Below are 23,807 nucleotides of genomic sequence, written 5' to 3' on the forward strand. Positions count from 1 at the left end.
CTAGCCTCGGCCCTCATGAGATACACCCACGGCCACGGGGCAGCCGTCCTGGCCAGCCACTCGCAGCGCTCGGCAGCAGACTGTGCCGCCTACCTCCTCCCTCACCTCCAGGCGGGGCAGGACCTGCTGGACGTCGGCTGCGGGCCGGCGACGATCACCGCCGACCTCGCCCAGGCTGTGGCTCCAGGGCGCGTCGTCGGGCTGGACCCCGCGCGCGCGGCCCTGGAGGCGGCACGCGCCACGCTGGCTGCACGCGCGGCGCCCCCAGCAGACGACCCCGGCACCAGCAGCGCCGCAGACGGCGCGGCACCGGCCGTGGAGCTCCTCGCAGGTGACGTGCTCAGCCTGCCCTTCAGCGACGCCTCCTTCGACGTGGTCCACGCTCACCAGGTGCTCCAGCACGTGGCAGACCCGGTCACAGCCCTGCGGGAGATGGCCCGTGTGACCCGCCCCGGCGGGATCATCGCGGCCCGCGACACCGTCTACCCGGCCATGGCCTGGTTCCCCCAGCCCGGCGCCCTGGAGGAGTGGCGGCGCGTGTACACCGCGACGGCGCAGCACAACGGTGGGCATCCGGACGCAGGCGCCCAGCTCCTGTCGTGGTGCCGGGAGGCCGGACTCACCGAGGTCACCTGCTCCGCCTCCACCTGGTGCTACGCCACGCAGCCGCAGCGCCGCTGGTGGGCAGGAACGTGGGCGCAGCGGTGCCTGTCCTCCTTCGGGCCGCAGGCTGTCGGGCTGGGCCTGACCACGCCGGAGGGACTGCAGGAGATGGCTGAGGCCTGGCACGCCTGGGCCGAGGCGGGCGACGGCTGGTTCGTCGTCGTCCACGGCGAGGTGCTGGCACGCCCCGCGTGAGACCAGGACTCGCGTCGCCATCGCCTCCAGGGCCGCTGCGACCTCGCCCGTGCGGCGAAGAGCCACAGACCCAGGCCACAGCCCCTGGGCCTGCCACGAGGACAGTCGCACCGCTCACCCGAGCATGGCCAGCGTCCCGGTGACCAGCAGGCCCAGACCCGCCAGGTAGCGTCGGGAGACGCGCTCGTGAAGGACCACGACGGAGAACACCACCGTGACCAGCACGCTGAGCTTGTCAACCGGTACCACGACACTCGCAGGACCATCCTGGAGCGCGCGGTAGTAGCACAGCCAGGACGCCCAGGTGGCCAGGCCGGAGAGTACGAGGGAGACCAGGCTACGAGCACCGACCTCCGACCTCCCCTAGCGTACGGTGAGAGCCGACGAGGAGGACCATGCCCCACGCCCCGGCCAGGACCACGACCGTCCTGATGGCTGTGGCCAGCGTGGGGTCCGTGGCGTGGGGTCCGTGGTGCGCACCCCCTGCTTGGCTAGGACCGCGGTCACTGCGGCGAAGAAGGCCGAGCCGCAGGCAAGGAGAAGCCACATGAGGTCAGGCTACCCTCGGTCCACGGGCGGGGCCTGTGCTGGCGGCAGTCGGTGAGAGTCGCCGCACACACGGCACCGTGGAAACGGCTGCTCACCGGGTCCGCCGAGGCACCGTCAGAGCGGCCAGGACCAGTGCCACCAGCCCGAAGCACAGCAGGTAGACAAGGTTGCGGGTGAGGTCCCCAGAGGGGTCAGCCACCGTCCTCAGCTCGTCAACGACGTCAATCCCCCAGCTCATGGGCAGCACACCCCCAACCACCTCCAGGGCGCGGGGGAGCTGGTCACGGGGTACCAGGAGCCCGCACAGGAACAGCTGGGGGATGATGACTACGGGCACGAACTGCACGGCCTGGAACTCGCTGCGGGCAAAAGCGGAGACGATCAGTCCCAGCGCTATCCCGACGAAGGCGTCAAGCAGCCCCACCAGGACCACCCACCCCCAGGCGGCCTCGACCTCCACGTCCAGGCCCCAGGCACCCACAGCGCACAGGACGAGGATCTGCACCACGGCAGTGGCGGAGAAGGCGGTGGCATAGCCGAACAGCAGGTCGGCCCGATAGGTAGGCGTGGTCCACAGCCTCTCCAGGGTGCCGCTGGTGCGCTCGCGCAGCATGGCGATACTGGTGACCAGGAACATCATCGTCATGGGCAGGATCGCCATCATGGACACGGCGACCCGGTTGAACAGGACGTCCCCACCGGCAGAGTCGACATAGACGAAGTACAGCAGGGTCAGCAGCACCGACGGGACTACGGAGATGAGCACCAGGGTGCGGCGGTCGGCACGCAGCTGGGTCAGGATCCGCGCGGTGGCGGCCAGGTAGGTACGTAGGCTCATCGCAGGTCCTCCTTGGCGCTCTCGGCACTGCGGGTGATGACGGCCAGGAAGGCCTCGTCGAGTGTCGTGGCCCCGGTATCCTCCAAGAGCTCGGACGCGGTGGTGGAGGTCAGGAGGCGCCCCTCACGCATAAGGAGTACCTGGTCGCAGCGGAAGGCCTCGTCCATGACGTGGCTGGAGACCAGCAGAGTGGTCCCCCCCTGAGCCATGGTCCGGAAGCTCTCCCACAGCTCCTCCCGGGTCAGTGGGTCCAAGCCCACGGTCGGCTCGTCCATGACAAGCAGGTCGGGACCAGCCACCAGCGCGCAGGCCAGGCTCACTCGGCCCGCCTCCCCGCCGGAGCAGCTGGACACGGGCCTGTCTGCCAGGGCAGTCAGGCCCACCAGGTCCAGGACCTCCTGGACGTCACGGGCGCGAGCACCCGCGACCCTGGCGAAGTACCTGAGGTTCTGGCGCGCAGTGAGGTCCTTGTAGACGACCAGCCCCTGGGTGACGTAGCCGACGCGCCCGCGCACCGCTGGCGTGCCGGGGCCATGACCCAGCACGCTGACCCGGCCCCGGTAGCGCTGGACGCCCACCAGGGTACGCATGAGCGTGGTCTTGCCACATCCTGAGGGGCCGAGCAGCCCGGTCACGGTGCCGGGCGCGAGGCTGAGCCCCAAGCCGTGGAGGATCTCCTTGCGCCCGCGGGAGACGTGCAGGTCGGCTACCTCCACCGCAGCCGTGTGGCCAAGCGCTGCGCTCGCGTTGACAGCAAGGTCCTGCGGCGTCGCGAGCGCTTCGGTTCTGCTTTTCATCATGTGATGAATATAGGGTGCGACAAACCCTGTGTCAAGGCAGATTACGGTTTGGTTGAGGGCTGCTTCCTCTTAGTCGTTGAGGTCGGCGTCCTCCTGGCTCGCCGCCTCCTCGGTCTCATCCTCAGCCAGCCGGCCAACGGCGTAGCGATGCACAGTGGGGCCCACCAGGGCGACCAGCTCCTCCACCTCAAGGGCGGCGAACGGCTCCGCGCGTACCACCCAACGAACCAGCCCCATGCCGATGAGCTGACTGGCGACGAGCTGGGTACGCAGCTGGGGCCGGTCCGGGGAGACCCGCTCCATCAGGGGGCCGAGGGTCCCACCGAAGACGAACTCGGCCACCGGGGCAAGGCTGTCCTGGCTGCCCGTCGCGGCCCGGAAGACGGCGGCGAACCGGTCCGCCCCGACCTCGTCCCACAGGGAGACGAAGGACCTCACCAGGTTGGCACCAATGTCTTGCTCAGGCAGCCGGGCTACCGCGGCCGCCCTGGCGCCCAGGTCCATCTGGACCCCTGCACTCAGCGAGATGACTGCGGCCGAGAACAGGGAGGCCCGGTCGGGGAAGTAGTGGTGGACCAGGGCCGGGTCCACACCTGCCTGGCGGGCGATCCCCCGCAGCGACGTCTGGTAGCCGTCACGGGCGAAGGCTGTTCGCGCGGCGGCCAGGATCGCCTCGCGGGCATCGGGGGACCCGGCCGGGCGCCGCCCTCGCGGGCTCACCTGGCCACCTCCGCCGGGAACGCGCCTGCTGGCTCCCACAGGCCCGCGTGCTGGGCCAGGACAGCCAGGGCGACCGGCCCAGCCGAGGCCGTGCGCATGACGTGAGGACCCAGGCGCACCGTCACCGCCCCCGCCTTCTCAAGGGTGGTGACCTCCTCCCCCTCGATACCACCCTCAGGGCCGACGATGACGGCCAGCACCGGCCGCTGCGAGGCAGTTAACACAGCCCCAGGCCCCGCAAGGGCAGGCAGCAGGGCCGACAGGGGCGCCCTCGCCTCCTCGTGGAGGAGACCCACCACTCCCCCGGCCTCCACGGTCGCACGTACCCACTGGGCCAGCTCGTCGGTGGAACGCACCTCCTCCACCCGGGGCACGACGGCACGGCGGGCCTGCTTGGCCGCCTCCCGGGCGGTGGCCTGCCAGCGTTCCTGCCCCCTGGAACGCCTGGCCCCCTGCCACACAGACACACACCGCCTGGCCTGCCAGGGCAGAAGTGTCTCCGCACCGACCTCGGTGGCGGTCTCTACCGCCTGCTCGTCACGCCCCCCCTTGGCCAGGGCCTGGACCAGGACGAGGCGCACCGGGGGCGCAGGCTCCACCACCCGCTCCACCACCCGCACCCCCAGCCGGTCCCTGGCGCCGCCCCCGGCGGAGGTCACCGTGCACACCAGCCGCAACCCTGCCCCGTCAACCAGGTCCACCCGCTCAGGCTCACGCAGGCGTCGCACGCTGACGGCGTGGTGGGCCTCAGGACCGGTCAGGACGATCTCGTCGCCGCTGTCAAGGCTGGAGAGCACCAGGCGAGTCCCAGAGCCGGGCTGAGAACCAGACGGGGAAGGGGCGGCAGATGCCTCCTGCCGGGCAGAGGAGCCAGCGGGCTCAGCCGTGCCAGGAGTGACGACAAAGACGGGCGCGCTCACGCGCCCAGGCTACGACCAGCGCAAGCCGCTTCGCAGTACCGTGTGCCGCACGGAACCGGTGTCGCATAGGTGTAGCGTCGTTGCCCATGACATCTTCTCCCGTACCCACCGGCGTCCCCGACGAGGCCGGTAACGGGACCGGCTCGGTACCCATCGGTGACAGCACCCTGGTAGGCGCTACCAGCTCCGTCGGCACCGATACCGCCGCGTCGGTGGAGAGCTTCCGCCGCAGGCTGGCCGCCGTACGTGCCCGCATCGACGCCGCTGCCCGCCGGGCTGGCCGCGACCCGGCGGCAATCCGCCTGCTACCCGTGTCCAAGACTGTCCCGGAGGAGCGGCTGAGGGCTGCCTACGCGGCGGGCGCCACCCAGATGGGTGAGAACAAGGTCCAGGAGGCACGGCGCAAGGCGGGCAGCCTGGCCGACCTGGGGATCGCCTGGGTCCTCATCGGCCACGTCCAGACCAACAAGGCCCGCGACGCGGCAGCCCTCGCCGCTGAGCTCCAGTCGCTGGACTCCCTGCGCCTGGCCCAGGCCCTGGACCGCCGCCTCCAGGCTGCCGGGCGCAGCCTGAACGTCTACGTCCAGGTCAACTCCTCCGGCGAGACCTCGAAGTTCGGCCTGGAGCCCGCTGAGGTCCCGGACTTCCTGGCACGGCTCCAGGCCTACCCTGCCCTGAGGGTCCAGGGCCTCATGACCCTGGCGGCCCACACCACGGACCAGGCGCGTGTGCGTGAGTGCTTCCGCCTGGTGCGCCAGCTGCGTGACGACGCAGCACAGGCGGGAACTGTGGGGCCGGGGCTGCTGTCCATGGGCATGAGCGGGGACCTTGAGACGGCCGTCGAGGAGGGCTCGACCTGTGTGCGTGTGGGGCAGGCGATCTTCGGTGCCCGCCCCACTCCGCCGCAGACAGGCACGGGTGGGGTCACCGCCCGGTGAAGCGCTCCTTGAGCTTGCCCATGACGGACTCCTCCCTGGGTGGGGCGACGTCGTCCTCCCCCCGCAGGCTGGCCAGCTCGGCAAGCAGCTGGCGCTGGCGCTCGTCAAGACCGGTCGGGGTCTCCACCACCACCGTCACGTGCAGGTCCCCCCTGCCCTTGCGGCGCAGCCTGCCCACGCCCAGGCCGTCAAGGACGATCTCGTCACCGGGCTGGCTTCCCGCCTTGACAGTGACCTGACGCTCTCCGTCCAGGGTCTGAAGGGGGAACCTCGCCCCCAGGGCTGCCGCTGTCATGGGCACGCGCAGCTCGGTGTAGAGGTCGTCGCCGTCACGCTCCAGGAAGTCGTGGCGCTTCTCGTGGATCTCCAGGTAGAGGTCGCCGTTGGGTCCGCCCGCGGGGCCAGCCTCCCCGCGACCCGACATGCGGATACGGGTCCCTGTGGACACTCCCGCTGGGATCGCCACCTCCAGGTCCTGGTGGGCGTGCTTGCGACCCTCCCCGGAGCAGTCCTTGCAGGGGGTGACGATGACCGTCCCATAACCCTGGCATCCCGGGCAGGGCGAGGAGGTCATGACCTGGCCCAGCAGCGTACGCGTCATGCGCTGGATAGTGCCCGTCCCGTTGCACTGGGAGCACGTCACCGGGTCCGTGCCCGGTGCGCAGCAGGAGCCCCCACAAGTGGTGCATACCACGTAGGTATCGACGGGGACGGTACGGGTGGCCCCGAAGGCGACGTCGGAGAGCTCGACCTCCACGGCTACCAGGGAGTCCTGACCGCGTCGGGCGCGTGAGGCAGGGCCGCGGGAGCCGGCACCACCCCCGAAGAAGGACTGGAAGATCCCTCCCAGGTCACCGAAGTCGGCACCGGCGAACCCGCCCGGACCGAACCCGCCCCCGTGCAGCGCCTCCTCGCCACCGAGGTCGTACATCTGACGCTTCTCGGGGTCGGAGAGGACCTCGTAGGCGGTGGAGACCGCCTTGAACTCCTCCTCGTGACCCGGTCCCGCGACGTCAGGGTGGAGCTGACGAGCCTTCCTGCGGTAGGCCTTCTTGATCTCCTCAGCGTCCGCCTCGCGGCTGACGCCCAGGACCTCGTAGTAGTTGCTCACGTCGTGCGCTTCCTTCGTGTCCGTCGTGGGATAGGTCCGTGGTCTTCGTCCCGGCAGGGCTGGCTACCAGCCCTCCTGGTCCTGCTCAGAGCGCTCCTCCCGGGGCGGGGAGAGGAAGCGGGAGAGGTAGTGGGCTACCGCCCGCACCGCAGCCATGGTGGCTGGGTAGTCCATGCGGGTGGGACCGATCACCCCCAGGTGCGCAATCGCGTCGCCCTGCGTCGGTCCGTATCCGGCGGTGACGACCGAGGCCTCGGCCAGGGCGTCGTCGTCGTTCTCCGAGCCGATCGAGACCCTCATCCCGCCCTGCTCACGACGAAGAGAGGACTCAGTGAACAGGCGCAGCAGGACCACCTGCTCCTCGACGGCGTCCAGAAGCGGGCCCAGGGAGGAGAAGTCGGGGACAGCACGGGCCAGGTTTGCGGTCCCGGCTACGGCTAGACGCTCCTCGGCATCCGGCCGTAGCGCCGAGACGAGCTCGTCAGTCACCGCCGTCAGGAGGAGCCGCTCCTCGGCAGAGACCTGCCGGGCCAGGGATGCCAGTACCGGAGCCACCTCGGCCGCCCGGCGTCCCACCAGCGCGGAGTTGAGCCGGGCACGCACCCGTTCCAAGACCGCCGGAGGCACCGGCTGTGACCGGGGCAGATCCGTGTGCTCCTCATGTGCGGGGGGTAGGGTGACGGTGCGCTGCTCCACACGGCCGGTGTCGGTGATGATGACCAGCAGGACGCGGCCGGGGGCCAGCGCCACGAGCTCCAGGTGCTGGAGGGTTGTCAGCCTCAGGCTGGGGTACTCCACCACCGCCAACTGTCCGGTCAACTGGGCCAGTGCGCGCACGGTGCGAGCCACGACCTCCTCCAGGTCCACCCCGCCCGTCAGGAGCGCGGCGATAGCGGCCCGCTCCGGCGGCGACAGCGGCTTGACACGTGCGACCTGGTCCACGAAGAGGCGGTAGCCCTTCTCCGTCGGCACCCGGCCGGCGGAGGTGTGAGGCTGGAGGATGTAGCCCTCATCCTCCAGGCTGGCCATGTCGTTGCGGATAGTGGCCGGGGAGACCCCCAGGTGATAACGCTCCGTCAGCGCCTTGGACCCGACGGGCTCACGGGTGCGCACGTAGTCGGTGACGATGGCAGACAGGACCTTGAGGCGGCGGTCGTCTGCCATGCGCCCGTCTCCTTCCTGTGGCTACTTCCCGTGGCAACACAGCCCTACGGGCCTACGGCGCGCCGCCGGGCGGCGTGCGCCCTAGGCTCCGCCCGGCCCTGACTGGCTCCGTCTGCCCGGCGTCGGCTCCGCGCTGGATGCGCCGCTGCCTGCGGCACATCTGGCACTCACCGGGTGTGAGTGCCATCCTACGCCGCCCGACGGCGGGTCCGCCGCCTGCAGGCCGTGAGGTTCCCCTACCGTGCCGAGGGTGAACACTCCCGCTCCCTACCGCCAGCCAGTCCCCGGCTCGACTGCGGCGCGGCGCGCCGCCCTGCGTGCACGTGCTCAGGCACGCACCACCCAGGTGCCAGGTGCGGGGACGAGCCGGACGACGGCAGCGGGCCAGGCTCCTCCGGATCCGCCCTCCCCTGCGCCGACCTCATCGGCGCAGGGTCCGCTGCGGCAGCCCTCCTCCACCGACCGTTACGGCAGCGACGTGCTGTCGGCCGACCCGCACCGGGTAGGTCCGGCAGCAGTGCGCCCGCAGTCAGCCCCCCTGCGGGTCTCGCGCGGTCTGGTGGTTGAGGACCGCCAGACCGGCTTCGTGGGAGCCGTGGTCGCGGTGGAGAAGTCGGGCGGCCAGCATCTGGTGGTCCTGGAGGACCGCCACGGAACCCGCCGCGCCTTCCCCCTGGGGCCGGGGTTCTGGGTGGAGGGCCGCCCCGTACTCCTGGAGCCGCCCGCACCTGCCAGGCGCAGACCCACCGGTCCGCGCAGCGCCTCGGGTCGCAGGCTGACCGCCTCGGGGTCCTACGCCGTAGAGGGGGAGGAGACCGGGGCAGCCAAGGTGGCACGCGCCTCACGGATCTGGGTGGAGGGCCGCCACGACGCCGAGCTGGTGGAGAAGGTCTGGGGGGACGACCTGCGCCACGAGGGGGTCGTGGTCCTCCTGCTGGAGGGCGTGGACAACCTGGCGCGGGTCATGGCTGAGTTCGCCCCCTCTCCCACCAGGCGCGCCGGGGTGCTCGTGGACCACTTGGTGGCCGGGTCCAAGGAGTCGCGCATCGCCCAGGAGGTCGCGGCAATGCCCGGGGGCGACAACATCCTCGTCCTGGGCCACCCCTACGTGGACGTGTGGCAGGCGGTCAGGCCCGAGCGCCTGGGTCTGAGGGCCTGGCCACAGGTGCCGCACGGCACCGACATCAAGCACGGGACGCTGGAGGCCCTAGGGTGGCCGCACGACTCCCAGGCGGACGTGGCCCACGCCTGGAAGCGGATCCTGGGGCGGGTCCACTCTTACAAGGACCTGGAGCCTAGCCTCCTGGGACGCATGGAGGAGCTGATCGACTTCGTCACGGCTCCCGGGACGCGCTGAGTCCGGCAACATACGGGCACGCACTCACCCCGGTCAACAGAAACGTCATAGGACAACACGAATTCGTGTTGTCCTATGACGTTTCTGTTGACCGGGCACGCCCACCTAAGCGCACCCGATGCGCCTACTCCTGCGGGTCAGCCAGATGCAGGCGCCGCGAGCGGGTCAGCAGCCTCACGTCACGGGCCAGGAGGGCCACGACCACCACGACCCCCAGGACCCGCCACCAGGCGCCCGGGGCGAGAAACAGCAGGACCATCGCGGTGATGACCGGAACCAGGTGCTGGAAGGAGCGCAGCATGTAGCCGCCGAAGGAGGGCATGTCCACACCGTCGGCGTCGGCCACGGACTTGACCATGAAGTTGGGGCCGTTACCGATGTAGGTGATCGCCCCGCACAGCACGGCTCCCAGGGAGATCGGCACCAGGTAGGCCTCAGGCACGCCCGCTACCGTCGCGCCGCCGGGATGGGCGACCTGCCCCGCCATCTCGAAGAAGGTCGCGTAGGTAGGGGCGTTGTCTAGCATGGAGGACAGTCCCCCGGTAAACACGAAGAAGGTCACCTCGTTGAGAGGCAGCTGCCCGGCAACCTCGTCCAGGTAGTGCAGGGCCGGGATCATGGTGAGGAAGATGCCGATGAACAGGGCCGCGACCTCGGCAATGGGTGCCCAGGTGAACTGGTTGTCGACAAAGCGGGTCTCACGGTCACCCAGCAGGAAAGAGGCGGCAGCGGCAGACAGCATGAGGATCTCACGCAGCGGAATCCACGACATCAGGGTGGCATGGCCGGACTCAACAGCCTCGACGTCCACCGAGGGCACGAAGGCAACCGCGGCGACGATCACGGCGAAGAACGCAAAGTTGAACGCCCCCTTGAGCCCCAGAGGCTCGATGTCGGTCTCGTCGGCAGCCACGGCAGCGGCAGGCTCGCGCGCATAGTAGTAGGAGTCCAGAGCGTAGTAGCTGATGAGCAGCATGCCGTTGACGAAGAGGTACTCCGGCAGGAGGCTGAAGGTCCAGGTGAAGGGCACACCACGCAGGAAGCCCAGGAACAAGGGCGGGTCTCCCAACGGGGTGAGCAGCCCGCCACAGTTGGCCACGATAAAGATCGTGTACAGCACGGTGTGGACCCGGTAGCGCCGCTCCCTGTTGGTGGCCAGCAGGGGACGGATCAGCAGCATGGCGGCACCGGTGGTCCCCACGAAGGAGGCGATGAGCCCGCCGACGGCCAGGAAGATGGCGTTGTTGCGCGGCGTGGCCCGGATGTCCCCCTTGAGGAAGATCCCCCCGGAGACCACGAAGAGGGACAGGAGCAAGGCGATGAACTGGGCATACTCCACCACGGAGGCGAAGACGACCTGCCAGCCCCCGGCCACCCACATCCAGGCGGCTACTGGCAGTCCCAGCCCCAGCGCCACGAGCAGCTGGCTAGAGCGTCTCTCCCACCAGTGGGAGGTGGCGGGGACCAGGGGCAGGACGGCGATGCTGGCCAGCATGGCCGCAAAGGGCAGGACAGACCACCACTCCAGGTGCACGGATCACTCCTTCGTCAGCGGCTACCAGCAGGTGCTGACAGCCTCGGAGTCCGCCACGTGGCGCCCGGCTCAGGATCCGGAACGGCACCCAGGCACGTTCCGACACGTGGGCACACGAGGGCAAACGCCTGCGACTGTACTCCTGCCTGGGCGCACCTGTCACGCGGGGTCGAGGCGGCGGGGGCGCTCAGGGCTCCGGGAAGCGCCCCCGGCGCAGGCCAGCACGATCGCCAGCCGCTGCCGACACTACGATCGGCAACCATGAGGCGCACGCGGCAACAGCGCACCGACCTGCTCCTGACCCTGGTGGCGGTGGCCTACCTAGGGCTGTACTCCTGGGAGGTCGTCGCGGATCTGCCACCGAGGATCCCGGAGGCAACCAGCCTCGCGGTGAGCGCGTGCTTCCTCGGTGACTACCTGGTGCGGCTGCGTGCCGCCACCCACCGGTGGCACTGGGTCACTCACCACCTGCTCGACCTGGTGGTCGTGGTACTGCCCGTGCTCCGGCCGCTGCGGCTGCTGCGCCTTGTGGTGGTGCTACGGGTGTTCCACGGCACAGTCGGCAGGGCGCTGCGCGGCAAGGTCATCGTCTACGCCGCCAGCGGGGCGGTTCTGCTCGCCTGGGTAGGGTCGCTGGCCGTCCTGGAGGCAGAGCGCTCAGTAGACGGAGCGACGATCACCAGCCTCGGTGACGCCCTGTGGTGGTCCCTGGTCACCATGACCACCGTGGGCTACGGCGACATCGCGCCGGTCACGACCACCGGGCGGCTAGTGGCCATGGTCTTCATGATCACCGGAGTTGCCCTCATCGGTGCAGTGACGGCAACACTGTCGTCCTGGATCGTGGAGCGAGCCACGGACCAGGAGCCGCAGGACCAGGTGCCCGGGGAAGGGTCGGCACCCCCGGTTCCCAGCACCCGTCCCAAGCCTCCTGCCCTCCAGCGCCCTGGGCCGCGCCGCCCCATGGTCCCCACGAACCGAGTCAGCGTGCGACGTCGTGGCCCTGGACCCGCACGTAGGCGTAGGCAGTCATGAGTGTGACAAGCGGGACGGTGACGACCCAGCCGACGACCGTGATGACACCAAGGACCAGCAGGCCGAACCCGGCCAGCGCGAAGGGGACCAGCCGTCCTGCGTTGCCAGCGAGGAGGCTCGTGGAGGCAGTTATGCCCTCAATGCCGTTCACCCCCTTGTCCGTGGTGACGTAGACGGCAAAGTACAGCAGGTAGGCAGCGATGATCCCACCGGCGCCAAGGAGGAAGAAGGTCAGGACCCCGGCCAGGACAACAGCCAGAGAGGTGAGGAGACCTGCGAGGAGTCCTCCGCCCAGGTTCGGGAAGGACACGAGGTCGCTCCAGGTCACCCGCTGCCCAGCGGCTGTCCTGAGCGCGACATTGGCCAGGGCGATGCTGCTGAGCAGACGGAGTACAAAGCTGAGCAGGCTACCCAGAAGACCCAGCCCAAGACCGTAGCTGTAGGTCTCACCGTTGACTGTCGTCTCCGCGTTGAAACCGATACTTGACAGGACCGTCCAGACGAGGATGCCGACGAAGAGCACAAGAGGGTTGGCCATGAGCCTTGACCAGGCCCAGGACAGGCCGTCACCTACCCCCATGGCGGGAATTGTCGGCGCACCGTAGCCGGGCACACCGTAGCCGGACTGGGCATAGCCCGGCTGGCCGTATCCCGGTGCCGCACCAGGCTGGCCTCCCCACTGGCCGTAGCCGGGCTGGGGCTGGGGCGCACCGGGGTACTGGTCGGAGGCACCAGGGTACTGGCTGGGGTACTGAGGGTTTGAAGGTGTTGTCATGGACCTATCATGGCGCACTTCCACGGCGCCCCCTGCCATCTGTGCCGTCGCCCTGTGTCCCCGCCCGAAAAGACCGCGACCAGGCACCTCTCTGTAGCACCTATTCCAGCACCTTGCGTCCGGCTGCCGGCACCGGACCCTGCTGCGACCGGGGCACAGGCTCTACGATGGTGCTGTGGCCGACGCTGGCAGACGAGACGACATCGAGCTGCTGCTGCGGGTCTCGCGCATGTACTACGAGGAGCAGCTCACTCAGGCTGAGATCGCCCGCAGGGTGGGATACTCGCGCGCCAGTGTCTCTCGTATGCTGACCCGGGCGAGGGAGACGGGAATCGTGACGATCTCCATCTCGCACCCGCTGGAGAGGATCCTGTCTGTCGAGCGGGGACTGCGCCAGGCGCTGCCCCTTCAGGTTGTCCGGGTCACGCCGACACACGACGACAATATCCTCGACGCCATCGGACGCAGCGCCGCCGAGCTCCTCACCGACACCGTCACGGACGGCCAGGTGGTGGCCGTGGGCAACGGGCGCTCGGTGGCCGCCACGGCGCGGCATCTGCGCCCGGTCCCCCGCACAGGGTGCACGATCGTCCAGCTGCTGGGGTCAGTTCCCGGCGGTCTGCCCGCCTGGGGCCGGGACGCTCCTACAGTGTGCAGCCGTATCGCCCAGAGACTGGGAGCCAAGACCGCGCGAATGGCGGTCCCTCTCATGGTGGACGATCCGGCCCTGCTCCAGCCGCTGATGCGCGAGGAGAAGGTAGCCACCGTCCTGGCCCTGGCTGCGAGGGCCGATGTGGCGCTGGTGGGGGTTGCCGGGATCGAGGCCCACGGGGCAGGAAACATCCTGGCGGAGTACCTCACGGCGGAAGTGAGGGAGGCGATCCGAGCAGGCGGTGCCACCGGTCACATTCTTGACCACCACTTCGACGCCCGCGGGCGGCACGTGCCCACGCCGCTGACGGCGCGCACTCTCGCCCTGCCGCTGCGCGACCTCAGGAAGATCCCCCTGGTCATCGGCGTGGCGGCGGGCAGCGACAAGGTGGAGGCCATCGTCAGCGCGGTACGCGGCGGCATCCTCAACGGCCTGGTCACCGACGACGAGACCGCCTCCTCGATCCTCCAGCACGTCCACGAGATCAGGACCAGGGGCCACGACATCAGGGCCGGGGCGGCTCCCGGCCGAGGTACGCCGACCAGGGGCTAGCGTCCCGCATCGTTTATTTTTGGAGAAGTCAGCCAGGTGAGAGACTGCTAGAGTCCCTAGGAGACGGCAGCACGGTCCTTACCTTCTTCCCCGACTTCCCCGACCGGGGCGAGCTGTACACAGACATCCTGTAAGGAAGATCCAGCACATGACGACCAGCCCTGACGATCACACCGAGCTCCTGTACAACGACGACCCCTATATGACCAGGGCGACAGCAACAGTCACCGAGGTCTCAGGAGAGGATGTCGTCCTGGACCGCACGCTGTTCTACCCCGAGGGCGGCGGACAGGCCGCCGACACCGGCCGCGTCGCAGGCCACCAGGTGGCAGGCCTGCGCCGCGAGCGGGTCCGCCTCGAGCAGGTGGGGACTGGCGCCGCCGTGCCCGTCGCGGCAGTGGTTATGCATACCCTGCCCGGCCACGACCTGGACGTCGGGGACGTGGTCGACCTCGAGCTGGACTGGCAGCGCCGCTACGACAACATGAGGACCCACACCCTGGCCCACCTGCTCTACATCGCTGTCAGCGAGCACCTCCAGAGCCGTGACCTGCCGGTGGTCACCAGGGGCTGCCAGATCGAGGGCGAGGCGGCGCGCTTCGACTTCAGCGCCGACATCGGCGCGCAGTCCCTCCCCGAGATCGAGACCAGGGTGAGGCAGCTACGAGACGCGGCCCTGGACGCCCATATCGAGAGGCAGGACAGCGGGCTACGGCTGTGGCGGGCGGCAGAGTTCTCAATCCCGTGCGGCGGCACCCACGTGACCTCCACCAGCGAGATCGGCGGCGACCTCCACGTCAGGCGCCGCCGCAAGGGGCGCGGGCTGACCCGCCTCTACGTCTCCCGCCACGCCTAGAACCCGGACGCGCCCCGCTCACTCCTGCCCGGTACGACCGCTACGAGCCGTCCTCCAGGCGAGGATGCCCTCGAAGATAAGCCTGCCGACCTCGGCCCCGCCGTCCAGGGCACCAACGCTGCGGTCGGCGGAGTAGGCCGCGCGTCCGTGGACGGCACGCATCTGCCGGGTTGCGGCCGAGCCCGCAGCCGCAGCCCGGGCTGCCCTGCCAAGGGCGGCAGTCACCAGATCTGCAGTCATTGGGTCTGCCGTTCGGGGCTGCCCCTCCCCCACCTCCACAGGCACCGTCTCCGCCAGCGCCCAAGGGTGCTCCTCACGCAGCAGAGGCTCTCCCGCCCGCTGCGTGTCCTCCGTGTCCTCCGCCGCCCGCGGCGGCGCCACCGCACCGACAGCCTCCTCCAGCGCCTGCACAGCGGGCAGCAGCGCGTCCAGGAGCGTCTTCTCCCCCGGGGCGCACTCCGCCCGGGCCATGATGGTCTGTGTCCCAGCCCGCAGCGCCTCCGTGGTGCGGGACAGGTCCGCCTCGGTCACTCCTCGCAGGGACCTGGCCATCCCCATGAGGCCGAAGCTGAGGATCGTCCCCAGGGAGGACGGCGCGGCCTCGTTGAGGACCCGCGCCGCCTGCCGGAAGGCCTGGCCCAGGTCCTTTGGCTCTCTGCTGCCAAGGTAGTCGGCTACCGCCGCGAACCCGTCGTCCATGGAGACGCCCAGGTCGCCGTCACCGCCCACCTGGTCCAGCCTGACAAGGTAGTCGCGGTTGCTCGTCATGACAGCACTGATGGAGGTGAGGACCTCGGAAAGAGTGTCCGTGGTAAGCACAGCGCGTCCTCCTACCTGGCACCCACGCTGGCGGCGGCGTAGAACGGAGAGACCGCCGGAGCCTCAAGCAGGCTGCGCAGCTGGTCATCCAGGCGCAGGACTGTCACCGACAGGCCCGCCATCTCCATGGAGGTGGCGTACTCCCCCACGTGGGGCATGACGATCCTGACCCCGCGGGCGCTCAGGAAGGAGTGCACGCTGCGGTAGACGATGAGCTGCTCCTCCAGCGGGGTAGCCCCCAGACCGTTGACCATGACGCAGACCTCCTCGCCCTCGGACAGGGGCATGTCCGCCTCAATGGTCTCCACCGCGAGCTGAGCCACCTCGTGGGCGCTCATCATGGGCCGAGTCTCGATACCCGCCTCGCCGTGGATGCCCATGCCGACCTCGATGTCGTCCTCGCCGACGCTGAAGGTGGGCTCACCGACCCGGGGCACGACACACGGGGACAGGGCGAACCCGATGGTACGGGTACGGTCCAGCGTGCGCTGTGCCACGGCAGCGACCTCCTCCAGGCCCAGACCCTCCTGCGCGGCTGCTCCCGCGGTCTTGAAGGCCAGGACCAGCCCGGCTACACCGCGCCGCCTGGAGGCCTCCTCAGGGGGCGCGCTGGCGACGTCGTCACGGGCCAGCACCTGGCGGGTCTCGATGTCGTCCAGGTCGACGTCGTCGCAGGCCATCCGGAAGTTGAACAGGTCCCCGTTGTAGTTGCCGTACAGGCACAGCACCCCGCGGCCACGGTCGCAGGCCCGGATCATGTCAGCCATCTTCTGCGCCGAGGGCGAGGCGAAGACCTCCCCGACGGCACAGCCGTCCAGCAGGCCCTGGCCCACGTAGCCCAGGAACAGGGGCAGGTGCCCGCTGCCCCCTGCGGTGACGACGCCAACCTTGTCCTGGCGGGTCGGGTACCGCGAGACCAGGACCCGGTAGTCGCCGTCGAGCAGGCCCACCCGGTCTCCGTAGGCCGCCTCAATGCCCTCCATGGTGTCACGGACAAAGGAGTCGGCGGTATTAAGCAGCTTCTTCATGGCAGTGTCCTTTCCAGTCGGTTCCAGTCGGTGTCCTTCTTGGTGTCTGTGGTGTCGTGCTCACCTGGGCGCCTGGCCCTCAGGCAGGCTGATCTCCTCCGGGTAGGACCAGGCACCGAGCTCGTCGGGGGTCAGGCTGCCCGGCTCCTGCCCACCGGAGGCGACCAGGCTGTGGTGGTAGAGCTGCGCCAGCTCCTCGATGTAGGCGGCCTTGAGGTAGGCCTCGTAGATGCCGCGCGAGTCCACGGCGACGGTCCCGTGCTTCTCCAGCAGCACACAGTCCGCCTCCCGGGCCGCCTGGGCCACGGAAGCAGCCAGCCCAGGGGTGCCGGGGCGCGCGTAGGGGGCTACCGGGACCCGTCCCCGGGACAGCCCGAGGCTGGCCACCTCGTAGACGATGGCCGGAATCGGCCTGCCCAGCACGGCAAAACTCGTGGCGTACACCGAGTGCGTGTGCACCACGGCCACGACCTCGGGGCGAACCCGGTAGACCTCAAGGTGCATGAGGGCCTCGCTGGAGGGACGTAACCCGGACTCGTTCTCCACGACCCGAGCCTGGCCGTCCAAGACGACAACGTCGCGCGGGCTCATCTGGTCGCGGTCCAGCCCCGCCGGGGAGACGGCGACGAGACCGGTCTCCTGGTCACGCACGGAGAAGTTACCCGACCTGTGCTTACACAGGCCGTCGTGCTGGGCACGCCTGCCGATCTCGCACAGGTCCTTCTTCAACAGCTCCAGCATGGATGGTGCTCCTTTGCATAGTCAGGTATGGATGGGTGACGGAAGAAACCGGGTCCCAGGCGGGTCCCGGGGCACCCGGGGGCGGCTCAGGCCTGGACGGTGGGCGCCCCGCCTGCCGCGGCCTCGGCGCGGGCCTGGTCGCGCTCCCGCACGAGACTGCGCGAGTAGAGGACAAAGCACAGCAGCCAGGCCAGGAAGATCCCCAGGGGGAGCCAGTTTCCCTCTACCACCTGCATGAGGTGGGACAGGGAGTAGGTAAAGATCGGTGCGTCGATGGAGGAGTTCGAGATGGACTGCCCCGCTGCGAGGTCGACCGCCCTGGTGGTGTTGGCCAGCTCGGTCATGAAGGGGGCGAAGGCTGTCCCGGCCCACAGAAAGACCGGTGCGAAGATCGTGCACTGGATGATCATCCGGATGATGTTGCCGCGACTGGCAAAGAAGGCCCCTACGGCCACGCAGATGTTGATAATCCCGGCGAAGGGAAGAATGCCGTTGCCTGGCAGGAAGAAGGAGTAGAGGAGGGTGACCGGGACCGTCCAGATGACGGCGATCCATATCTCGTTGGACCCGCCCAGGAAGGGCCAGTCCAGCCCCACGTAGAGCCGACGGTCCCTGAACCGCGCCCTCATGAACTCCGATATGGCCTCCGATATGGGCTCCAGCGCCTGCATGAAGTACCTGGAGATCACCGGGAAGAGCGTCAGTGCGGTGGCGGCCTGGACCGCCAGGGTGAGCGTGGCAGCCACGTCGAACCGGGCCAGCACGCCGAAGAGCAGGCCCAGGATGAATCCCAGGACGTGGTTCTCCGCCAGGATGCCGATCCTGTTGCGCAGGTCGGCGGCGTTGAAGGAGCGGTCCAGCCCGGGGACCCGGCGCAGCAGGCAGTCCACGAGGTACATGGGAGCCGCGATAAAGACCATCCGGTGGGTAATGGTCACCCCCGGTATCCCGGTCATCGCCTCCACCCGGTGCTGGTGGAAGTCGCCGGCCTTGAGCTCGAACACCGTCTGGACCGCGGCCAGGACAAAGGCGAGCCCGACGTTTCCGGTGATGGAGTAGACCGCGACGGCGGTGAAGATCTTGCCCCACACGTTCCACAGGTCCGCGTTGAAGGTCTCGGTCTGTCTGGCCAGGATCAGCACGACGTTGATGCCCACGACCAGGGGGAACATGAGGAAGGCGTAGGGCCAGGACCAGGAGATGGTGGACATGGTGGTCCACCCGCCGTCAGTGATGGGAAGGTCCACGCCCACCGTGGTGGACATGGCCTGGGCCGCGGGCGTGATGGCATCGGTCATGTAGCCGATCAGCATCGTCATGCCGGAGAAGGCCACGCCCAGGGTGACTCCCGCCGACAGCGCCTCCCTGGCCCGCATACCGACCGCGAGGCCGGCGGCAATCATGATGACGGGGACGAACACGGCTGCTCCCAGAGAGAGCAGAAACTCGACTGATCCCTGAAGAATCTGCATGGTGTCACCTCCTGAGGAGTCCTGGAAGGATTTTGGAAGGACCTGCCCTCAGGTGAGGGCCGGGTCCTGGCTCGCCCGAATCGCGGCCACGAGCCTGGCCATCTCCTCGTCCTGTCCGACCCCGGTCAGGAAGGCGATCCCGTTGATCTCGGGCACGCCTGCGCCCGGAGAACCCCGGACGATAGAGATATAGGCGGCCGCGTCCCTGAGGTGGCGGTCCACGGACTTCAGGTCAACGGCCTGGACGTCGGCCTCGACGCCAACCTCCTTGAGCATCCTGCTGACCTTGCTAGCGACGGTCTGCGACGTGGCGACACCGCTGCCGCAGGCAACAACAACCTTGGTCGTCATGGGAATCTGTACCTCCGTGAGTCTGGCTGGATGTCAGGGCTACGACGAGCCGCCTGCCACGGCCTCTCGCACGGCCCCGAGGTAGTCCTCGGCGGTGCGGGCCGCCAGCATCGTCGTCGTCAGCCCCGGCTGCTGGAGAGCCTGGAGCAGCTGCTGCAGCGTCTCGAGGTGCCCGCCGTTGCCGGTGAGGCCCAGGACGAGCACGAGCCGGACGTCGTGGACGACCTGGTCGCGCCCCATCTCCCGCCAGGGCACCGGCGCGCCCAGGCGCAGTAAGGCGATGAACGGGACCACAACGTGCTCGGGGTCGCAGTGCGGGATAGCGACAGCCTCGGGGGCCAGGGGCAGTGCCGTCGGATAGGCCTCCTCACGAGCCACCAGAGCCGCCCCGAAGGAGGGACGCACGTAGCCCCTGTCCTCCAGTGCCACCGAGACACGGTTGAGGACAGCCTTCTGATCAGGCTCGGACCAGTCCAGGAAGACGAGCTCCCTTCTCAGCAGGTCCCGGTGCACAGCGCCTCCTCGGCTCCGGGCGGAACGCCAGGACCTGCCACGCGGTCCAACCCGCTGACAGCGTCACCGCGATCCACCTTGATCCAGCAACGTGCCTCCAGCTTAGGAGGTCCGGCCGCCCCTGACAATAGGCTTCGCGAACATCTGTTCATCCGACATCCGATAAGACCTCCGCTGGGCAACGGATCCACAGCCGCTTTCCCACTCCGTACCGGGCAAAAGAGGCATCGCCGCCAAGACAGCAGCCGTGGCGCGGACACTAACCAGAGACAACATCTGCACCGATGTCAATAACCTTCTCCCCGTCCCCCTGCCCTGACACCCTCCAGGACGTGCCTGCACCGACCTGGGGACGCCTCTCACCGCCTGCACCCCTACCCCATTCCCCTCAGCACACACCCTGTCCGAGGCCGCAGCCGCCGGACAGGCCGCACAGCTTCTGCAAAGTCCCCACCAGGAACCCTGCAAAGTCCCCACCAGGAACCCTGCAAAGTCCCCACCAGGAACCCTGCAAAGTCCCCACCAGGCTAGGATATGGCTGTGGACACCAGCGCGGTCACCGGAGTCACCTACCTACCACGAGCCGTGGACCCGCTCGTCAGCCGCGCTCTTGGCACGGTCGGAGCGGTCATCCTGGAAGGTCCGCGCGGCTGCGGCAAGACCATGACGGGTCTCCACCACTCCTCTTCCTACATCCTGCTCGACACGCCAGAGGCGCAGGCAGCCTCCCAGATCGACCCACGGATGCTGCTGGTCGGGGACAGCCCTCGGCTCCTCGACGAGTGGCAGACTATTCCCCAGGTATGGAACCTAGCGCGCCGGGAGGTTGACTTCTCCGCCGAGCCCGGCCACTTCATCCTGACCGGCTCCGCAGTCCCCGCAACCGACCCCGCACGCCACACGGGTGCCGCCCGCTTCATCCGCGTCCGGCAGCGAACCATGACCTGGGCGGAGAAGAACGGCGACCTCGACTCCGACGGCGTCTGCCTGCACGACCTCCTTGACGGAGCCGCTCCGCAGGCCTCCTTGGCCACCGTCCCGCTCACCGAGGTGGTCGCCGGGGTCCTTCGCCCTGGTTTTCCCAGGCTCGTCTCCCTGCCACGGGACATCGTGGCGCACAGCCTGGACAGCTACATCAAGGACACCGCCACCACTGACCTCAACCGCCTGTCGAGCCTTCGCTCAGAGCCAGTCGTCATCGAGCAGCTGATCGCTGCCCTGGCCCGGTCCACCGCCACCGAGGTCTCGCAGGCGACCCTGCGCAAGGACATCGCGCGGGTCCTGCCCGCTCCCTCCGAAGGAACCATGGCCAAGCTCCTGGAGCTCCTGGAACGGGTGTTCATGATTGAGCGCGTCCAGCCCTGGGCGACCCCCCTGCGGTCCAGGGCCCGGTTGCGTCGTTCTCCCGCATACCACCTGGCGGACCCCTCCCTGGCTGCTGTGGCCCTGCGTGCTGACGCAGACGACCTGACTGCGGACCTGGAGACCCTGGGCCTCCTGTTTGAGTCCGCCGTCATCCACGACCTGCTTGTCTACACGGAGGCCTTGGGAGGTTCCGTCTCCCGCTACCGCGACTCCAACGGGTACGAGATCGATGCCATCCTCTCGCTGCCAGACGGTCGCTGGGCCGCGGTCGAGGTGAAGCTTGGAGGCGGGCAGGTGCAGCAGGGCGCTGCCAGCCTCGCAGCTGCCGTCGCCCAGATCGACGCCCCACCACCAGCGTTCCGGGCTGTCATCACCGGAACAGGCTTCACCGCCACCCTGCCCGACGGCACGCTCACCTTCCCGCTGCACCTGCTCCGCCCCTGACCCCGGGCATCGACAAGGAGAAGGAGACCAGGCGGGTCTGGGGCCAGCCACAGCACCCCAGCACCCCGCCAGTGTGTCGGCCCTGCCTCAGGACGCTCAGGGCGGGTCCGGACCCCGCCGCCTTCAGGTACCGCCCTGGACCAGCGCCCGTGTCACCGTGTCGGCCAGGAGGCGCCCCCGCAGGGTGAGGACCGCGCTTCCCTTGGCTGCGGCGGCCTTGTCGAGCAGGCCGTCACCCACCAGGGTGGACACGACCGGGACAAGGCGCTCCGGGTGCTGCGGCTCCAGCGCCCGCAGGTCCAGGCCCTCACGCAGACGCACGGCCAGCATCACCTGCTCCAACCGACGCGCCTGCGCGTCCAGGATCTCGTGCCCGGCCACCGGGAGCCTCCCGTCAGCCAGCTGCCCCGCCCAGGCCACCGGGTGCCTGGTGTTCCACAGGCGCACGTCTCCCAGGTGGGAGTGGGCTCCCGGCCCCGCACCCCACCAGTCCCAGTCACGCCAGTAGGCCTGGTTATGCTGGCAGGCCCGTCCCGGCCGCGCCCAGTTGGAGATCTCATACCACTGGTAGCCAGCGGCGGTCAGGGCCGCGTCAGCCATCTCATACTTGGTGGCCTCGTCGTCGTCGCTGGGCTCGACCAGCTCGCCGCGCCGCACCTGCGCCCACATCCTGGTCCCCTCCTCGATGACCAGGGCGTAGGCGCTGACGTGGTCCGGCTGTATCTCCAGAGCCGCCTCCAGGGAGCGCTGCCAGTCCTCTAGGGACTCCCCCGGAGCCCCGTAGATGAGGTCCAGGGAGGTCTCCAGGCCGCAGCGGCGGGCCCAGTCCACCACCAGAGGCACCCGATGAGGCTGATGGGTGCGCTCCAGGACTGCCAGCACGTGGGGCACCGCCGACTGCATACCAAAGGACACCCTGGTGAACCCTGCCCCGGCCAGTGTCTCCAGGTAGGCCTGGTCCACCGAGTCCGGGTTGGCCTCCGTGGTGACCTCCGCGCCCGGGACCAGCCCGAAGCAGTCACGGACCAGGCCCAGCAGGGCCGCCAGGTCCCCGGCAGGCAGCACCGTGGGCGTACCTCCGCCCAGGAACACCGTCCGGGCGGGCCTGGCAGGCAGCCCCGCCTCCTCCATAGCCGCCCGCGCCGCCTCCAGCTCGACAGCCACGGTACCCACGTAGTCAGCGGCGGAGGCTCCCGCTCCCATGCTCAGGTTGGTGTAGGTGTTGAAGTCGCAGTACCCGCACCGCACCCGGCAGTAGGGCACGTGCAGGTAGACGCTGAAGGGGCGCGGCCCGTCCCCCGCCGGTAGTGCCGACCGCACCTGCGGCGGCAGCGTCCTGGGCCCGCTCAGGGGCGCTCCCTGCGGCTGGGAGGGACTCACGACTGCGACCGGCAGCCACTGGCACCCGCCAGGCTGCCCAGCGGGGTGGCGTCACGCAGGTGCCAAGGCTGGGATTCGTGCTGCTGCCACGAGCGCGCCTGGTCCTGGAGGGCCTGGAGCACGCTGGCACCCCTGCCAGGCTCCCAGGGGACCTCGGTACGTGTCACCGTCAGGTCACGCACGGTTCGGCCCGCCTCCAGACCCCGCTTCTCGAAGCGGGTCATGACCCGCCCGGCGTAGCGCGGGGACCACCCGCCCCGGATCCCGGCCGGGGAGCCCGGGTCGAGCCCGTTGCCCAGGCTGCCCTCCTGAGCTGCCTGCACCCCCAGGTCCGCTCGGGCACCCGCGTCGTCGTAGCGGAAGTAGGGCAGGGTGTCGTCAGCACGTATGCCCTGGGGCAGGGCGGAGACCTCCTCCGCTACGTCGCGCATCTGCCAGGCGTAGTCCGCCCAGTCCGTGGCCATGCGCCACACGCCGCCGGGACGCAGCACGCGCGCCACCGAGTCCGCGAAGCTCGTCGTCACCAGGCGGCGCTTGCGGTGTCGGGGCTTGCGCCACGGGTCAGGGAAGAACACCCAGACCTCGCTGGCACAGCCTACCGGAAGCGCCGTGGCCAGGAGCTGGGCGGCGTCGGCGGGAACCACCCTCACGTTGGGCAGCCCCTGGCGGCTAATAGCCGATACCAGGCGGGCCACAGCCGTCTCCCACACCTCCACGGCCAGGTAGTCACACTCCGGACGGGAGGCGGCGTGGGCCAGGAGGGCCTCACCGCTGCCGGGACCGACCTCCACCACCAGGGGGCGCACCTGCCCCACGTGACCGAAGACCTGCTCCGGGTCCAGGCGGAAGTCCGGGCTGACCGTGCGCACGGCGTCAGCCCGGGGGACGGGGACCACGTAGCGGGGCGCCAGGCGCGCCAGCGCCCGGGCCTGACCGGGACGCAGGCGCCCCCCGGCGCGCGAGTAGGAGCGCACCCGGGAGGGGATGGCGTGAGAGCGGGGCGGGTGCTGCTGTCCTGGCACGGAGCTCACCTGC

At 69.4% G+C, this 23,807-nt stretch carries 25 protein-coding genes; 7 read left to right on the forward strand and 18 right to left on the reverse strand.

The genetic code is table 11. From position 1 onward, the window contains the following. Positions 1 to 15 precede the first annotated feature (15 nt). Complete coding sequence (locus D4740_RS05525; RefSeq protein ID WP_119835968.1) at positions 16 to 858, forward strand: methyltransferase domain-containing protein; 843 nt, start codon at positions 16 to 18, stop codon at positions 856 to 858. A 114-nt stretch (positions 859 to 972) separates the two neighbouring features. Here D4740_RS05525 and D4740_RS13245 read toward each other — a convergent pair whose 3' ends face one another. The 6 genes from D4740_RS13245 to D4740_RS05550 all read right to left on the reverse strand — a co-directional run bounded on the left by D4740_RS13245 (position 973) and on the right by D4740_RS05550 (position 4,685). After that, on the reverse strand, positions 973 to 1,194 hold the full coding sequence (locus tag D4740_RS13245; RefSeq protein ID WP_259390702.1) for an EamA family transporter: 222 nt from the start codon (positions 1,192 to 1,194) through the stop codon (positions 973 to 975). A 27-nt stretch (positions 1,195 to 1,221) separates the two neighbouring features. Beyond that, complete coding sequence (locus D4740_RS13250) at positions 1,222 to 1,407, reverse strand: hypothetical protein (protein WP_259390690.1); 186 nt, start codon at positions 1,405 to 1,407, stop codon at positions 1,222 to 1,224. A gap of 91 nt (positions 1,408 to 1,498) precedes the next feature. After that, positions 1,499 to 2,245 (reverse strand): ABC transporter permease, encoded by a 747-nt coding sequence (locus tag D4740_RS05535; RefSeq protein WP_119835969.1) that lies wholly within the window; start codon positions 2,243 to 2,245, stop codon positions 1,499 to 1,501. Then, the gene (locus D4740_RS05540; protein ID WP_182911350.1) at positions 2,242 to 3,045 is read right to left on the reverse strand and encodes an ABC transporter ATP-binding protein; all 804 of its coding nucleotides are present in this window, start codon (positions 3,043 to 3,045) and stop codon (positions 2,242 to 2,244) included. Before D4740_RS05540 ends, D4740_RS05535 begins: the two co-directional genes overlap by 4 nt. A gap of 69 nt (positions 3,046 to 3,114) precedes the next feature. Beyond that, positions 3,115 to 3,765 (reverse strand): TetR family transcriptional regulator, encoded by a 651-nt coding sequence (locus D4740_RS05545; protein WP_119835970.1) that lies wholly within the window; start codon positions 3,763 to 3,765, stop codon positions 3,115 to 3,117. After that, positions 3,762 to 4,685, reverse strand: coding sequence for a 16S rRNA (uracil(1498)-N(3))-methyltransferase (locus D4740_RS05550; RefSeq protein WP_119835971.1), 924 nt, complete (start codon positions 4,683 to 4,685; stop codon positions 3,762 to 3,764). Before D4740_RS05550 ends, D4740_RS05545 begins: the two co-directional genes overlap by 4 nt. 86 nt (positions 4,686 to 4,771) lie before the next feature. On the opposite strand from D4740_RS05550, the gene D4740_RS05555 reads away from it, so the two are divergent. Next, positions 4,772 to 5,623 carry a YggS family pyridoxal phosphate-dependent enzyme gene (locus D4740_RS05555; RefSeq protein ID WP_119835972.1) on the forward strand — a complete coding sequence of 284 codons (852 nt, stop codon included), beginning with the start codon at positions 4,772 to 4,774 and terminating at the stop codon, positions 5,621 to 5,623. Here the strand turns inward: D4740_RS05555 and dnaJ are convergent. Further along, positions 5,610 to 6,734 (reverse strand): molecular chaperone DnaJ, encoded by a 1,125-nt coding sequence (gene dnaJ / locus D4740_RS05560; RefSeq protein WP_119835973.1) that lies wholly within the window; start codon positions 6,732 to 6,734, stop codon positions 5,610 to 5,612. The genes D4740_RS05555 and dnaJ overlap by 14 nt on opposite strands. 63 nt (positions 6,735 to 6,797) lie before the next feature. After that, positions 6,798 to 7,898: a heat-inducible transcriptional repressor HrcA gene (gene hrcA, locus D4740_RS05565; protein WP_119835974.1), complete on the reverse strand. Its 1,101-nt coding sequence runs from the start codon at positions 7,896 to 7,898 to the stop codon at positions 6,798 to 6,800. A gap of 250 nt (positions 7,899 to 8,148) precedes the next feature. On the opposite strand from hrcA, the gene D4740_RS05570 reads away from it, so the two are divergent. Beyond that, the gene (locus D4740_RS05570; protein WP_396027231.1) at positions 8,149 to 9,255 is read left to right on the forward strand and encodes a DUF3097 domain-containing protein; all 1,107 of its coding nucleotides are present in this window, start codon (positions 8,149 to 8,151) and stop codon (positions 9,253 to 9,255) included. 124 nt (positions 9,256 to 9,379) lie between these two features. Here the strand turns inward: D4740_RS05570 and D4740_RS05575 are convergent, their stop codons facing one another. Continuing rightward, positions 9,380 to 10,789 carry a sodium:proton antiporter gene (locus tag D4740_RS05575; protein WP_119835975.1) on the reverse strand — a complete coding sequence of 470 codons (1,410 nt, stop codon included), beginning with the start codon at positions 10,787 to 10,789 and terminating at the stop codon, positions 9,380 to 9,382. A 261-nt stretch (positions 10,790 to 11,050) separates the two neighbouring features. Here D4740_RS05575 and D4740_RS05580 point away from each other — a divergent pair, with 261 nt between their 5' ends. After that, a complete protein-coding gene (locus D4740_RS05580; RefSeq protein WP_119835976.1) occupies positions 11,051 to 11,824 on the forward strand; it encodes a potassium channel family protein in 774 nt (257 codons plus the stop codon). Here the strand turns inward: D4740_RS05580 and D4740_RS05585 are convergent. After that, positions 11,772 to 12,599 carry a hypothetical protein gene (locus D4740_RS05585; RefSeq protein ID WP_243106664.1) on the reverse strand — a complete coding sequence of 276 codons (828 nt, stop codon included), beginning with the start codon at positions 12,597 to 12,599 and terminating at the stop codon, positions 11,772 to 11,774. The two genes, D4740_RS05580 and D4740_RS05585, sit on opposite strands and share 53 nt — an antisense overlap. Positions 12,600 to 12,774: 175 nt before the next feature. Here D4740_RS05585 and D4740_RS05590 point away from each other — a divergent pair, with 175 nt between their 5' ends. Together D4740_RS05590 and D4740_RS05595 are read left to right on the forward strand one after the other, a co-directional pair. Then, the gene (locus D4740_RS05590) at positions 12,775 to 13,803 is read left to right on the forward strand and encodes a sugar-binding transcriptional regulator (protein ID WP_119835977.1); all 1,029 of its coding nucleotides are present in this window, start codon (positions 12,775 to 12,777) and stop codon (positions 13,801 to 13,803) included. Between the two features lie 148 nt (positions 13,804 to 13,951). Continuing rightward, the gene (locus D4740_RS05595; protein WP_119835978.1) at positions 13,952 to 14,659 is read left to right on the forward strand and encodes an alanyl-tRNA editing protein; all 708 of its coding nucleotides are present in this window, start codon (positions 13,952 to 13,954) and stop codon (positions 14,657 to 14,659) included. Positions 14,660 to 14,677: 18 nt separating this feature from the next. Here D4740_RS05595 and D4740_RS05600 read toward each other — a convergent pair whose 3' ends face one another. The 6 genes from D4740_RS05600 to D4740_RS05625 all read right to left on the reverse strand — a co-directional run bounded on the left by D4740_RS05600 (position 14,678) and on the right by D4740_RS05625 (position 19,583). After that, on the reverse strand, positions 14,678 to 15,478 hold the full coding sequence (locus D4740_RS05600) for a dihydroxyacetone kinase subunit L (RefSeq protein WP_119835979.1): 801 nt from the start codon (positions 15,476 to 15,478) through the stop codon (positions 14,678 to 14,680). A gap of 11 nt (positions 15,479 to 15,489) precedes the next feature. Beyond that, positions 15,490 to 16,506, reverse strand: a complete 1,017-nt coding sequence (locus tag D4740_RS05605; RefSeq protein WP_119835980.1) for a dihydroxyacetone kinase subunit DhaK — start codon at positions 16,504 to 16,506, stop codon at positions 15,490 to 15,492. A gap of 60 nt (positions 16,507 to 16,566) precedes the next feature. Next, the gene (locus D4740_RS05610; RefSeq protein ID WP_119835981.1) at positions 16,567 to 17,247 is read right to left on the reverse strand and encodes a class II aldolase/adducin family protein; all 681 of its coding nucleotides are present in this window, start codon (positions 17,245 to 17,247) and stop codon (positions 16,567 to 16,569) included. Positions 17,248 to 17,333: 86 nt separating this feature from the next. Next, entirely contained in the window at positions 17,334 to 18,719 is a 1,386-nt protein-coding gene (locus tag D4740_RS05615) for a PTS galactitol transporter subunit IIC (RefSeq protein ID WP_119835982.1), read from the reverse strand. A 48-nt stretch (positions 18,720 to 18,767) separates the two neighbouring features. Beyond that, positions 18,768 to 19,070: a PTS sugar transporter subunit IIB gene (locus tag D4740_RS05620; RefSeq protein ID WP_119835983.1), complete on the reverse strand. Its 303-nt coding sequence runs from the start codon at positions 19,068 to 19,070 to the stop codon at positions 18,768 to 18,770. A 39-nt stretch (positions 19,071 to 19,109) separates the two neighbouring features. Beyond that, positions 19,110 to 19,583, reverse strand: coding sequence for a PTS sugar transporter subunit IIA (locus D4740_RS05625; RefSeq protein ID WP_119835984.1), 474 nt, complete (start codon positions 19,581 to 19,583; stop codon positions 19,110 to 19,112). A gap of 534 nt (positions 19,584 to 20,117) precedes the next feature. On the opposite strand from D4740_RS05625, the gene D4740_RS05630 reads away from it, so the two are divergent. After that, on the forward strand, positions 20,118 to 21,392 hold the full coding sequence (locus D4740_RS05630; RefSeq protein WP_182911352.1) for an ATP-binding protein: 1,275 nt from the start codon (positions 20,118 to 20,120) through the stop codon (positions 21,390 to 21,392). A gap of 123 nt (positions 21,393 to 21,515) precedes the next feature. Here the strand turns inward: D4740_RS05630 and hemW are convergent, their stop codons facing one another. Together hemW and trmB are read right to left on the reverse strand one after the other, a co-directional pair. Continuing rightward, entirely contained in the window at positions 21,516 to 22,772 is a 1,257-nt protein-coding gene (gene hemW / locus D4740_RS05635; protein WP_119835985.1) for a radical SAM family heme chaperone HemW, read from the reverse strand. Further along, positions 22,769 to 23,794 (reverse strand): tRNA (guanosine(46)-N7)-methyltransferase TrmB, encoded by a 1,026-nt coding sequence (trmB, locus tag D4740_RS05640; RefSeq protein ID WP_119836177.1) that lies wholly within the window; start codon positions 23,792 to 23,794, stop codon positions 22,769 to 22,771. The genes hemW and trmB overlap by 4 nt, the downstream gene beginning before the upstream one ends. Positions 23,795 to 23,807: the final 13 nt, after the last annotated feature.

It is taken from the genome of Actinomyces sp. 2119, assembly GCF_003591215.1.
Taxonomy (GTDB): domain Bacteria; phylum Actinomycetota; class Actinomycetes; order Actinomycetales; family Actinomycetaceae; genus Actinomyces; species Actinomyces lilanjuaniae.

Bases quoted from the DNA above. Each gene is read 5' to 3' on its own strand.
- D4740_RS05525 (WP_119835968.1), top strand. From the start codon at position 16: ATGAGATACACCCACGGCCACGGGGCAGCCGTCCTGGCCAGCCACTCG.
- D4740_RS13250 (WP_259390690.1), bottom strand. From the start codon at position 1,407: ATGTGGCTTCTCCTTGCCTGCGGCTCGGCCTTCTTCGCCGCAGTGACC.
- D4740_RS05535 (WP_119835969.1), bottom strand. From the start codon at position 2,245: ATGAGCCTACGTACCTACCTGGCCGCCACCGCGCGGATCCTGACCCAG.
- D4740_RS05540 (WP_182911350.1), bottom strand. From the start codon at position 3,045: ATGATGAAAAGCAGAACCGAAGCGCTCGCGACGCCGCAGGACCTTGCT.
- D4740_RS05555 (WP_119835972.1), top strand. From the start codon at position 4,772: ATGACATCTTCTCCCGTACCCACCGGCGTCCCCGACGAGGCCGGTAAC.
- hrcA (WP_119835974.1), bottom strand. From the start codon at position 7,898: ATGGCAGACGACCGCCGCCTCAAGGTCCTGTCTGCCATCGTCACCGAC.
- D4740_RS05580 (WP_119835976.1), top strand. From the start codon at position 11,051: ATGAGGCGCACGCGGCAACAGCGCACCGACCTGCTCCTGACCCTGGTG.
- D4740_RS05585 (WP_243106664.1), bottom strand. From the start codon at position 12,599: ATGACAACACCTTCAAACCCTCAGTACCCCAGCCAGTACCCTGGTGCC.
- D4740_RS05595 (WP_119835978.1), top strand. From the start codon at position 13,952: ATGACGACCAGCCCTGACGATCACACCGAGCTCCTGTACAACGACGAC.
- D4740_RS05605 (WP_119835980.1), bottom strand. From the start codon at position 16,506: ATGAAGAAGCTGCTTAATACCGCCGACTCCTTTGTCCGTGACACCATG.
- D4740_RS05610 (WP_119835981.1), bottom strand. From the start codon at position 17,247: ATGCTGGAGCTGTTGAAGAAGGACCTGTGCGAGATCGGCAGGCGTGCC.
- D4740_RS05615 (WP_119835982.1), bottom strand. From the start codon at position 18,719: ATGCAGATTCTTCAGGGATCAGTCGAGTTTCTGCTCTCTCTGGGAGCA.
- D4740_RS05620 (WP_119835983.1), bottom strand. From the start codon at position 19,070: ATGACGACCAAGGTTGTTGTTGCCTGCGGCAGCGGTGTCGCCACGTCG.
- D4740_RS05630 (WP_182911352.1), top strand. From the start codon at position 20,118: ATGGCTGTGGACACCAGCGCGGTCACCGGAGTCACCTACCTACCACGA.